Origin of the sequence: Halomonas sp. 707B3 (assembly GCF_024158645.1) — a bacterium.
GTDB classification, from domain to species: Bacteria; Pseudomonadota; Gammaproteobacteria; order Pseudomonadales; family Halomonadaceae; genus Vreelandella; species Vreelandella lionensis.
In genome coordinates, this window is the sequence record NZ_JAMZBE010000113.1 from 1 (window position 1) to 11,842 (window position 11,842).

An 11,842-nucleotide genomic window follows, 5' to 3' on the forward strand; every position below is an offset into this window, starting at 1 on the left:
TAGGTACCATCACCATTGCCGATGCTGACCATGTCGAGCTAACCAATTTGCAGCGCCAAATTGCCCATCAGCAGGCAAGCCTGGGGGTGAACAAAGCGCGCTCCGCCAAGGAGAGCATGCAAGCGCTTAACCCAGAGTGCCACGTTGTGGCCCTTGAGCAGCATGCAGAAGGCGAAGCGCTCACCGCCCTGGTGGCCTCGGCCGATGTGGTGTTGGACTGCACCGACCGTTTTTCCAGCCGCTATGCCATCAATGCCGCCTCCCAGCAGGCAGGCGTGCCGCTGATTTCCGGCGCGGCGATTCGCTTTTCGGGCCAACTGGCGGTGTTTGACCCGCGTGATGAAGCGTGCCCCTGCTACGCCTGTTTATACCCGCCAGGGGATAGCGAAGATGAAGCGCTGAGCTGTGCAGAGAGCGGTGTCATGGCCCCTTTAGTGGGGCTGATTGGCTGCTTCCAGGCGGTAGAGGCATTTAAGCTGCTAAGCGGTGCGGGGACGGCGCATCAGGGCTTATCTACCTTTGATGGCTTAAGCGGCCAGTGGCGCCATTTTCAGGTGCCAAGAGACCCGGCGTGCCCGGTGTGTAGCGCTCGCACATAACACTCGCACACGACATTCACGCACAGCGCCTGCGCATAAAAAAAGCCCGCAGGGGGGCGGGCGCGACGTCACGGTCTTCACGTCAAAGGGAACGAACTCAGTAGGGCGGCGCTGCCGCCCTATCAGCCAGTCATCTAGCAGATTAGTTACGAATCAGATAATCGAAGGCACCCAGTGATGCTTTGGCACCTTCACCCATCGCAATAATGATCTGCTTGTAGGGCACGGTGGTGACATCGCCAGCGGCGAACACGCCGGGCACCGAGGTCATACCGTGGGCATCGACGATGATCTCGCCACGGGGTGACATTTCAATTGGCGAGCCTTTCAGCCACTCGGTGTTAGGCACTAGGCCGATTTGCACAAAGATGCCTTCCAGCGCGATGCTCTTCACTTCATCGGTGTTGCGGTCTTTGTAGGTCAGGCCATTGACGCGGCTGCCGTCGCCGGTCACTTCGGTGGTTTGGGCATTTAGCACGATGTCGACGTTAGGCAGGCTCTTCAGCTTCTTCTGCAGTACCGCGTCGGCGCGCATTTCACCCATAAACTCAACCAGCGTTACGTGGCCGACGATGCCAGCCAAGTCGATAGCCGCTTCAACGCCGGAGTTACCGCCACCGATGACCGCCACCCGCTTGCCTTTGAACAGCGGGCCGTCGCAGTGGGGGCAGTAGGCAACACCTTTGTTGCGGTACTCTTGCTCGCCGGGCACGTTCATTTCACGCCAGCGGGCACCGGTGGCCAGTACCAGAGTTTTGCTCTTCAGCTTCGCGCCAGACTCGAACGTGACCTCATGCAGGCCGCCTTCGGCTTCTGCTGCTTTGAACGACGTAGCACGTTGCAGATTCATCACGTCGACTTCGTACTCTTTAACGTGCTCTTCAAGTGCGCTGACCAGCTTGGGGCCTTCGGTGTGGGTAACAGAGATAAAGTTCTCAATACCCATGGTGTCGGATACCTGGCCACCAAAGCGCTCGGCGGCAACACCGGTGTTAATGCCTTTACGTGCGGAGTAGATGGCTGCCGCTGCACCTGCTGGGCCGCCGCCAATCACCAGCGTATCGAAGGCGGCTTTTTCGCTCAGCTTCTTCGCTTCACGGTCGGCAGCGCCAGTGTCCACTTTGGCCAGAATCTGTTCAAGGGTCATGCGGCCCTGGTCAAACGGCTTGCCGTTTAAGTAGATGCTGGGCACGGACATGATTTCACGCGATTCAACTTCATCCTGGAACAGCGCACCGTCGATAGCGACATGACGCACGTTCGGGTTGAAGATCGCCATCAGGTTCAGCGCCTGAACTACATCCGGGCAGTTCTGGCAGGAGAGCGAGTAGTAGGTCTCAAACAGCATCTCGCCGTCGAGATCCTTGATTTGATCTAACAGCTCTTGAGAGGTCTTCGGTGGGTGACCACCGACTTGCAGCAGTGCCAGTACCAGCGAGGTGAACTCGTGGCCCATGGGGATGCCTGCAAACACCACGCCGGTTTCTTCGCCGGGGCGGTTAATCGCAAACGACGGGGTACGGCTATCTTGCCCGTCGGTATGCAGGGTAATTTTATCGGTGAGGCTGCTGATATCTTCCAACAGGCCCAGTAATTCGCGTGACTTGGCACCGTCATCGAGGGACGCAACGATCTCGAACGGTTGAGTCACTTTTTCCAGGTAAGCTTTCAACTGATTTTTTAAATTGGCGTCCAGCATGACAGTGGCTTCCTCGCAGTCAGCAGTAAGTTGTTCTCAACCTAAAACGCCCGCTGCCGGATCAGTAGGGCAGTCGGTAAAAGCGCTAGGGAAAACAGGGGATGCGGTTACACGGGTGCTTAAACGAAACACCCGGGCCAAGTGCCCGGGTGCTGTGCTGCCTGTAGGGATTCAACTTAATGCGATTCGAATCCTAAGCGGCAGCGGTAGGCAATTTAGATTTTGCCTACGAGGTCCAGAGACGGAGCTAGGGTCTCTTCGCCTTCTTTCCATTTAGCCGGGCATACTTCGTTCGGGTTTTCACGAACGTACTGAGCAGCCTTCACTTTACGCAGCAGCTCTTCAGCGTTACGGCCGATGTTACCAGCGTTGATTTCGACGATCTGGATTTTGCCATCCGGGTCAACGACGAAAGTACCGCGCTCAGCCAGACCTGCTTCTTCGATCAGAACTTCGAAGTTGCGAGAAATTTGCAGGGTCGGGTCAGCAATCATCGGGTACTGCAGTTTACCGATGGTTTCAGAGCTGTCGTGCCATGCTTTATGTGTGAAGTGGGTGTCGGTAGACACGCTGTAAATTTCAACGCCCAACTTCTTGAAGGCTTCGTAGTTATCAGCCAAGTCGCCCAGCTCAGTCGGGCAAACGAAAGTGAAGTCGGCCGGGTAGAAGAAGAAAATGGACCACTGGCCTTTCATGTCGGCTTCAGTAACGTCAACAAATTCGCCGTTCAGGTAAGCAGTGGCTTTAAACGGTTTTACTTCAGTGTTAATCAAAGACATTCAGAACGTCTCCACAATAGGTGAATGGCAGTAGAAAAAGTTGTTGCCAATGGTAGCGGACTACGACTAATAGCTAAAATTGGAAAAATGAATCTTTCCAATAGGCTTTGGCTATAGGTCCTTCTTGCTACCTTCAGCTGACCAAGGAAGTGGGGGCAACAGGAGCTGAATACAAGAATTTTCCACATACTCTTGCGATAGACGGCACTGCACCGCAAAATTCGCACGGTTGCGATAATCGCCTAAGCTGTTTTCAGCTAGCGCTAGTTGCATCGGTGGCTAACCAGCCAGCGACAGCCGATTGCAGTACACGGCTTTTTGGTGATGTAGACTTTCGAGATAAGGAGCAGGTAAATGGGGAACGTTAAAAAACTTTCAGGGGCCGTTACGGCCATCTCTTTTGCCGTAGCGGCCGCTGCTGCCCATGCTGAAGAAGTGCGGGTATATAACTGGTCTGACTATATTGCCCCGGAAACGCTGGAGAAGTTTACCGAGCGTACCGGTATTGAAATAACCTACGACGTTTACGATAGTAACGAAATTCTTGATGCGGCCCTGCTCTCCGGCCGTTCCGGCTACGATGTGGTCGTGCCTTCGACCTATTACTTCACCCGCCAGTTGAAAGCAGGCGTTTTTCAGCCGCTTAACCATGAGCTGCTGCCCAATTTAGATAACCTTGATCCTGAGCTGATGGCTAACTTGGAAACCATCGATCAAGGTAGCGAATACTCGGTTCCTTATATGTGGGGCACCAACGGCATTGGCTATAACGTTGAGCGCGTCACCGAAATTTTGGGTGACGACGCACCGTTAGATAGCTGGGCATTGCTGTTTGACCCGGAAATTACCACCAAGCTTAGTGAAGCAGGCTGTGGCCTTGCGATGCTGGATTCTGGTGATGAAATGCTGTCACCTGCGATGGTTTATCTTGGCCTTGACCCACTCAATGAAAGCGTTGAGGACATTGAGGCTGCCGGTGAGCTAATCTCCAAAGTGCGCGATAACATTACCTACTTCCACTCTTCGCGCTATGTGTCTGACCTTGCCAACGGTGATATCTGCGTGGCGGCAGGCTACTCTGGTGATATCTTCCAGGCTGCCGCGCGTGCGGAAGAAGCGGGCCGTGATTTCACCATTGGCTACAGCATCCCGAAAGAGGGCGCTGCGCTGTGGTTTGATATGATGGCGATTCCGGCAGATGCTCCGAATCCCGACAACGCCCACGCGTTTATTAATTTCATCCTCGACCCTGAAATTGCTGCTGAGATCAGCGAGTACGTGCGCTATGCCAACCCCAACCTGGCGGCGAACGAGTACCTCTCAGATGAGCTGATTAACGATCCGGCCATCTACCCGGAAACCGACGTCATGCAGAACCTGTATGTCCAGGTAGAAAAAACCCAGGATATCCTGCGTGCCCGTACGCGCACCTGGAACCGCGTTAAGTCTGGCCGTTAATTCTAATCATCGCCTGACGGCGAGCCGGGCAGCTGCTCGGCTCGCTGTTTGTCTTTTATCGCCCGGTTAACCGGGCCTTTTGATGGGAGTGGCGAATGGTCACTACGCCCCTGTCGAACGATTCTTCATCCTCTTCGTCTGCCATTCCCCCGCCTGTGCGCGCTCAGGGGAAAGCACCTCGATTTGCCGAGGATATCGTTTTAGAGGTTAAGCGCTTGAGCAAGCGGTTTGATGATGCGCTTGCCGTCGATGATGTGAATTTGCAGGTAAAGCGCGGCGAGATTTTTGCCCTGCTAGGTGGGTCTGGCTCGGGTAAATCTACCCTGCTGCGCATGCTTGCCGGTTTTGAGACGCCCAGCGAAGGGCGCATTTTGCTGAGTGGCGAAAACATCACTGAGATGCCGCCACACAAGCGGCCCATCAATATGATGTTCCAGTCCTATGCGCTATTTCCGCATATGACCGTGGCGCAGAATATTGCCTTTGGATTAAAGCAGGACAAGCTGCCTAAAGCTGAAATTGAAGCGCGGGTTGCCCAGATGCTCAAGCTGGTGCATATGGAGCGCTTCGCTAAGCGTAAACCCCACCAGCTTTCTGGCGGTCAGCGCCAGCGGGTCGCCTTGGCGCGCTCGCTTGCCAAACGACCCAAGCTGCTGCTGCTAGATGAGCCCATGGGCGCGCTGGATAAAAAGCTGCGCACCGAAATGCAGCTGGAAGTGGTCGAGATCATTGAGCAGGTGGGTGTGACCTGCATCATGGTGACCCACGACCAGGAAGAGGCCATGACCATGGCCGACCGTGTGGCGATCATGGCGGATGGCTGGATTGAGCAGGTTGGCTCGCCGGTGGATATTTATGAAAGCCCTGCCAGCCGGATGGTGGCCGAGTTCGTCGGTACAGTGAACTTGTTTGAGGGTGAGATCATTGAGGACGCCGCTGACCACTGCCGCATTGAGTCACCTGCGCTCTCACGGCCGATCTATATCGACCACGGCATTACCACCCAGGCAGTAGACCGCCGGGTGTGGGCGGCGCTGCGCCCTGAGAAAATCTGGCTAACCCGTGAGCAGCCGTCGTCAGAGTACAACTGGGAAGCGGGCAAGGTGGATGATATCGCCTACTTGGGCGGCTATTCACTTTACTACGTGCGCACTGCTTCCGGGCAGATGATTAAAGTGAGCATGGCCAACACCGAGCGGCGCGGTGACCGCCCAACCTGGGAGGATAGCGTGTACGTTTATTGGGAAAATCATAGCGCTATCGTGCTGAACCGCTAATGCCCGGGTGGCTGACAGGAGATTGCCCATTATGATGCCATCTCGCATTGCAGGCTTTATCAAGCGGATGCATTTAGGCCGACGCGCCGTGATTGCTTTCCCGCTGGTGTGGCTGACGCTATTTTTCCTACTGCCCTTTGCGCTGGTGCTTAAGATCAGCCTTTCTGAATCGGCCATTGCCATTCCTCCCTACGGGCCGCTGTTAGAGTATGCCGATCAAACGCTGAACATCTTTTTGAACCTAGGCAACTATCTGTTTTTGTTGTCGGATTCGCTCTATGTCGCCGCGTACTGGGGGTCGATTAAAACCGCATTTGTGGCGACAGTGGTGTGTTTGCTGATTGGCTATCCGATGGCCTACGCCATGGCCCGTGCCCCAGGGCGCTTGCAGCTGATTCTGCTGCTGTTAGTGATGTTGCCATCCTGGACATCGTTTCTGATTCGGGTATACGCCTGGATGGGTATTCTTAGCAATAGTGGCCTAATCAATAACCTATTGATGGGGTTGGGGGTGATTGATTCACCGCTGCGGATGATGAATACCCAGTTTTCGGTAATTGTGGGCATTGTCTACGCCTACCTACCGTTTATGGTACTGCCGCTGTATGCCCACCTGACGCGTTTGGATAACTCGCTGCTGGAAGCGGCCTCGGATCTTGGGTCGCGTAAGCTCAATACCTTTTTAAAGGTGACACTGCCGCTCTCGATGGGGGGCATTATCGCAGGCTCAATGCTGGTGTTTATTCCTGCCGTTGGGGAGTTTGTGATTCCTGAGCTACTAGGCGGCCCCGATACGTTGATGATTGGTAAGGTGCTGTGGGAAGAGTTCTTCCTTAACCGCGACTGGCCGGTCGCGTCAGCGCTCGCCATGGTGATGCTGCTGCTATTGCTCATTCCCATTGTGTGGTTCCACCGCTACCAGTCACGGGAGCTTGAAGAATGATGAGATCGCGTCGGCGCCCAAGTTTTACCACCGTGATGCTGGTGTTGGGCCTGCTGTTTTTGTACCTGCCCATGATGGTGCTGGTGGTGTATTCGTTTAATGAGTCGCGCCTAGTAACCGTATGGGCCGGTTTCTCAACCCAATGGTATGGCGAGCTGTTTCGCGACCAGCAGATTCTGTCGGCGGTATGGACCAGCCTTGAGATTGCCTTCTTTGCGGCCAGTATGGCGGTGTGCCTGGGCACGGTGGCTGCGTTTGTTATGACGCGCTATGGCCATTTTCGTGGCAAAACGGCGCTTTCCAGCATGGTGACCGCGCCGCTGGTGATGCCGGAAGTGATTACCGGCCTGTCGCTGCTACTGCTGTTTGTGCAAATGGCGCAGCTGATCGGCTGGCCCGCCGACCGTGGCATGGCCACTATTTGGATTGCCCACACTACGTTCTGTAGCGCCTACGTGGCGGTGGTGGTGGCGGCTAGGTTGCGGGAAGTGGACCGCTCTATTGAAGAGGCGGCGATGGATTTAGGCTCACCGCCGGTCAAAACCTTCTTCTTCGTCACGCTACCGGTCATTGCACCCGCCCTCGCTGCAGGCTGGCTGCTGGCCTTTACGCTGTCGTTGGATGACTTGGTGATTGCCAGCTTTGTCTCTGGGCCGGGGGCCAATACGCTACCGATGGTGGTGTTTTCCTCGGTGCGAATGGGCGTGTCGCCGAAGATCAACGCGCTGGCGACGCTGATTATTCTGACCGTATCGTTGGCGACACTTCTGGCGTGGTACTTCATGCGCCGCAGCGAGGCCAAGCGCCAGTCAGTGATACAGCAAGGGGAGGAGGCTTAAGCTTTTTAACCCAACGCTACAGCACGTCGTCGTCACGTCCAGTGATGACGGCGTCTAGCTCTCCGGTCATTGGTGACACAATGACCTGTAGCTGGATGGGCGCGCAGCACTGATGGCAATCTTCCCAGGTGTCGTGGCTACCCTGAGAGGTATCGATCACAAAAGTGAGCGGCGTATCACAGTAAGGGCAGTGGAAATCATGATTAATTAGTGCGTCGTCGTGCATGGTTGTTGCCCTTTTCAGCGTTACACTCAATGTCATTGACAGCTTAGTGTAGCAGTGCTGTTTGCAAGCAGGCACCTGATCAACGAATCAGGTAGGATAATGACGAGTTTTCCCGAACCACCTAGCGAGATAAAAGCGATGATGAAACGGTACATGGCAGTTGCGGCCTTAGCGGCCTTCCCGATGGTTGCCCAGGCGGAAACACCTAATGTTACGCCCGGCGAGTGGGAGTTTGTCAGCGTGACTAGCGTCAGCGGCGATATGCAGATTCCCGATCAAACGGAAACCGAGCGTCAGTGCATTACCCAGGAAGAGCTAGAGGGTGCTGATTTTGGTTTTATTGAAGAGGAAGAAGGCTGCGAACTGCTGAACCAGGATATGAGTGCCGACGGCCTCTCCTACAGCATGGTATGCCGCGCTGAAGGTGGCGAAGCGACCATCGACGGCGAAATGCGCTTCATGGGCGACCAGATCGAAGGCACCGTGGATATTCTGACGCAGTCTCCCATGGGCGAGCTGACCATGAATACCGCGATTGAGGGCGAGCGCATCGGCGACTGCGAATAAGCACACCCGTTGTGACGTTTAAACACTAAGGGCGCCTCGTTGGCGCCCTTAGTGTTTTTGGGGATGCGTTATCGCTCTGGCAACTCAAGCGGCGTGTGTTGAGCCGTAGGCGCGTTGGCGATCTCCTCTTCGAGCTGGCGCTTCACTGCTCCAGGCGAGCCAGAGTGGCGGGCCAGCAGGTCGTACGCCACGGGCACCACAAACAGCGTGAAGACGGTGGCAGCCCCAACCCCGGCCATGATGACCGTGCCAATCACCAACCGCGACTCCGCCCCTGGCCCGCTGGAGATAATCAGCGGAATAGCACCGGCCATGGTGGTCACGGCGGTCATCAAGATGGGTCGTAGGCGGGTCACCGAGGCCTCAATCAGCGCCGAGCGAAATGCCTGCCCTTCATCCCGCAACTGGTTAGCGAATTCTACAATGAGAATGCCGTTTTTAGCCGCCAAGCCAATCAGCAGCACCAAGCCCACCTGACTGTAAATATTCAGTGACTGGCCGCTCAGCAGTAGAGCCAGCAGGGCACCGCTCATGGCCAGCGGCACCGTGAGCATAATCACAAACGGGTGGATGAGGCTTTCGAACTGGGCGGCCAGTACCAGGAATACAACCACGGCACCTAGCACCAGTAGGAACATCGTCGCGCCGCTTGCCTGCTGGAAATCCCGCGATGGCCCCGCCACGTTAGTTTGTACCTCTTCCGGCAGAATGGTATCGGCGGTGTCTTGCAGGTATGCCAGCGCTTCGCCCAGCGGGTAGCCATCGGCGAGGTTCGCTTCAATGGTAATCGCGCGCACGCGGTCAAAGCGGTTCAGCGTACTGGCACCGGCAAAATCTGACAGCGTGACCAGACTTGCCAGTGGGATGAGTTCGCCGGAACGCGCCGAGCGCACCTGAATGTTATCCAGTGAGCGCGGGCTGTTTTGGCGGCTGCGGTCACCTTCCACAATCACATCGTACTCTTCGCCATCATCCACATAGCGCGTTACGTTACGGCCACCTAGCAACACTTCCAGCGTGCGGCCAATCTCAGTCACGGTGACGCCTAACGCAGCGGCGCGCTCATAGTTAATATCGACACGCAGCTGAGGCTGGGTTTCGTCGTAGTTGCTCTCGATGGCGGTTAGACGTGGGTTGTTTTTCCGCACATGATTAATCAGCCGGTCGCGCCAGCGGGCCAGCTCTTCATAAGTGCCGCCGCCCAGCACAAACTGCACCGGTTTTTGGGTACGTTGGCCGAAGCCTTGCCGCATCACCGGAAAGGCCTGAACCCCAGGCAGTGAGCGTAGCTGATGGCGCACGTCGGCCATAATCTCCCAGGCGCTGCGGCGGCTGCCCCAGTCCGCCATATTGACGATGATAAAGCCGCTATTGAAGTTTTCGATATTACCGAAGCCACGCGGGGCACGAACCACCACGCGCTCCAGCTCGCCGCTCTCTACAAAGGGCGTCAGCCGCGCTTCGATCTCATCCATGTAATCCATCATGTAGTCGAACGTGGCTCCTTCCGGGCCGTTGACCAGCACGATAAAGTTACCGCGATCTTCTTGCGGGGTGTATTCATTGGGCAGCGCTGTGGCGAGCCACGCCGTTCCGGCAATGAGTAGGGCAAACAGGGCCACGACCAGCCATTTGGCCGTTAGTACGGCTTCTAAGGCTCGCTGGTAGCGGCGTTTGGTGCCGTCCAGCAGCCACTGCACGCCTTTCCCAATGCGGCTATCGTGCATGCCGGGCTTGAGTATTTTGGAGGCCATCATTGGCGTTAGGGTCAATGCGAGCAGGGTAGAGACGACCACTGCTGCTGCCATGGTGAGGGCGAACTCCGAGAACAGCCGACCAATATCGCCTTGCAGCATGCTCAGTGGCACAAAGACGGCGACTAACACTAGGGTGGTGGCGATCACCGCAAAGGCGATTTGCCGCGTGCCGCGAAAGGCGGCGACTAGCGGCGTCTCGCCATAGTCGTGCATGCGTCGGTTGATATTTTCGAGCACTACAATGGCATCATCAACAATCAGCCCGATGGCCAGCACCAATGCGAGCAGCGTGAGAAAGTTGATGGAAAAATCCATGGCTGCCAGTGCTGTAAACGCGCCAATCACGGCAATAGGTACTGTGACGGCGGGCACAATAGTGGTGCGAAGATTTCCCAGGAACAGAAAGATGACCACCACTACGAGTCCCATGGCGATAAAGAGAGTCATGACTACCTGTTCAATGGCACCGGAAACGAACACCGAGGCATCATAGTTCAGCGTGAGCGACATCCCCTCGGGCAGAGTGCCTTGAAGCCGCCCAAGCTCTTCTTGAACCGCCTCAGAAAGCTCAATCACGTTGGCGGTGGACTGCATGATCATCCCCAGCCCCACCATAGGCACGCCGTTGGCTCGGAAAACGGAGCGGTCTTCCACAGAGCCTACTTCCACCCGGGCGACATCCGATAAGCGCACTAGATAGCCGTTATTGCTTTGGGCAAGCGCTAAGCCTTGAAAGTCTTCAGCAGTGGCGAAACTGCGCGGCAAGCGGACAATAAACTGGCGGTCATCGGATTCGATAGAACCCGCAGGCAGCTCGACGTTTTCAGCACGTAGAGCGTCCTCCACATCGCCCACGGTGAGGCCACGGGCTGCTAATGCGTTACGGTCCAGCCATACACGCATGGCGTAATCCTGGCCGCCACCCACCCGCACCCTGGCGACGCCAGGCTGCACGGAGAGGCTATCCACTAAAAAGCGGTTGGCGTAATCGGTCAGCTCAGCAATCGAGTAGTCTGCCCCCGAGAGGCTTAGCCAAACAACAATCTCTTCGCTGCTGTCGGCTTTAGTGACTTCAGGATTGTCGGCGTCGTCCGGCAGGTTGCGCAGCGCGCCTGAAATGCGGTCGCGGATATCGTTGGCGGCGGCGTTAATATCCATGGTGATGGCGAACTCAATCTCAATACGTGAGCGGCCATCTTCGCTTTGGGAGGTAATCAGTTCGATACCTTCTACCCCGGCAATGCGGTCTTCTAAAACTTGGGTAATGCGTGTTTCTACCACGCTGGCTGAGGCACCGGGGTAGCGGGTATCAATACTGACAATAGGCGGGTCAACCGTGGGGTACTCTTGCAGCGGCAAGCGGTTAAGGGCCAGCAAGCCAAAAGCAATAATCAGTGCGGCAATTACCATGGCCAGCACTGGCCGCTGAACGGAAATATCGGATAAACGCATTAGCGGTCAGCCTCCAGCAGCGAGCGAATGTCCGTGCTGTCGTCGGCAACGCCTAGCAGGCGAACTTCTTGACCCTCACGGGCTAGCTGCAGGCCATGAATCACCACCAAATCGCCTTCGCTAATGCCCTCTAGTACTTCTACTTCCCCGCTGCGGCGCTCGCCGATAGCTACTTCTCGGCGCTCTAAGCGTGGCGCATTCTCCTGCTGTTGAATCACCATCACAAAGTGGCGGTTGCCGCTAGGC

General features: G+C 56.0%; 10 protein-coding genes and 1 pseudogene. 6 read left to right on the forward strand and 5 right to left on the reverse strand.

The genetic code is table 11. From position 1 onward, the window contains the following. The coding region (locus tag BIS10_RS13755; RefSeq protein WP_253505995.1) for a ThiF family adenylyltransferase at positions 1–599 on the forward strand (599 nt) is incomplete at its 5' end. A gap of 142 nt (positions 600–741) precedes the next feature. On the opposite strand, the gene ahpF is transcribed toward BIS10_RS13755, so the two are convergent. Together ahpF and ahpC are read right to left on the reverse strand one after the other, a co-directional pair. Next, complete coding sequence (gene ahpF, locus BIS10_RS13760) at positions 742–2,298, reverse strand: alkyl hydroperoxide reductase subunit F (RefSeq protein ID WP_253505997.1); 1,557 nt, start codon at positions 2,296–2,298, stop codon at positions 742–744. A gap of 215 nt (positions 2,299–2,513) precedes the next feature. Beyond that, positions 2,514–3,077: an alkyl hydroperoxide reductase subunit C gene (gene ahpC, locus BIS10_RS13765; protein WP_083024625.1), complete on the reverse strand. Its 564-nt coding sequence runs from the start codon at positions 3,075–3,077 to the stop codon at positions 2,514–2,516. 354 nt (positions 3,078–3,431) lie between these two features. Here ahpC and BIS10_RS13770 point away from each other — a divergent pair, with 354 nt between their 5' ends. The 4 genes from BIS10_RS13770 to BIS10_RS13785 all read left to right on the forward strand — a co-directional run bounded on the left by BIS10_RS13770 (position 3,432) and on the right by BIS10_RS13785 (position 7,594). Further along, positions 3,432–4,535 (forward strand): polyamine ABC transporter substrate-binding protein, encoded by a 1,104-nt coding sequence (locus tag BIS10_RS13770; protein WP_253505999.1) that lies wholly within the window; start codon positions 3,432–3,434, stop codon positions 4,533–4,535. A gap of 95 nt (positions 4,536–4,630) precedes the next feature. After that, the gene (locus BIS10_RS13775) at positions 4,631–5,812 is read left to right on the forward strand and encodes an ABC transporter ATP-binding protein (protein ID WP_253506001.1); all 1,182 of its coding nucleotides are present in this window, start codon (positions 4,631–4,633) and stop codon (positions 5,810–5,812) included. Positions 5,813–5,843: 31 nt separating this feature from the next. Further along, positions 5,844–6,755 carry an ABC transporter permease subunit gene (locus BIS10_RS13780; protein WP_253506003.1) on the forward strand — a complete coding sequence of 304 codons (912 nt, stop codon included), beginning with the start codon at positions 5,844–5,846 and terminating at the stop codon, positions 6,753–6,755. Beyond that, positions 6,752–7,594 carry an ABC transporter permease subunit gene (locus BIS10_RS13785; protein WP_253506005.1) on the forward strand — a complete coding sequence of 281 codons (843 nt, stop codon included), beginning with the start codon at positions 6,752–6,754 and terminating at the stop codon, positions 7,592–7,594. Before BIS10_RS13780 ends, BIS10_RS13785 begins: the two co-directional genes overlap by 4 nt. A 16-nt stretch (positions 7,595–7,610) precedes the next feature. Here the strand turns inward: BIS10_RS13785 and BIS10_RS13790 are convergent, their stop codons facing one another. Then, positions 7,611–7,820: a CPXCG motif-containing cysteine-rich protein gene (locus tag BIS10_RS13790; RefSeq protein ID WP_054644977.1), complete on the reverse strand. Its 210-nt coding sequence runs from the start codon at positions 7,818–7,820 to the stop codon at positions 7,611–7,613. A 153-nt stretch (positions 7,821–7,973) separates the two neighbouring features. Between BIS10_RS13790 and BIS10_RS13795 the strand changes: the two genes are divergently transcribed. After that, the gene (locus tag BIS10_RS13795; RefSeq protein ID WP_253506007.1) at positions 7,974–8,387 is read left to right on the forward strand and encodes a DUF3617 family protein; all 414 of its coding nucleotides are present in this window, start codon (positions 7,974–7,976) and stop codon (positions 8,385–8,387) included. Positions 8,388–8,455: 68 nt separating this feature from the next. Here the strand turns inward: BIS10_RS13795 and BIS10_RS13800 are convergent, their stop codons facing one another. Together BIS10_RS13800 and BIS10_RS13805 are read right to left on the reverse strand one after the other, a co-directional pair. Then, the gene (locus BIS10_RS13800) at positions 8,456–11,596 is read right to left on the reverse strand and encodes an efflux RND transporter permease subunit (protein WP_253506009.1); all 3,141 of its coding nucleotides are present in this window, start codon (positions 11,594–11,596) and stop codon (positions 8,456–8,458) included. Next, positions 11,596–11,842 (reverse strand): annotated as a pseudogene (locus BIS10_RS13805) (efflux transporter periplasmic adaptor subunit); the annotation flags it as partial. The pseudogene BIS10_RS13805 and the gene BIS10_RS13800, both read right to left, overlap by 1 nt.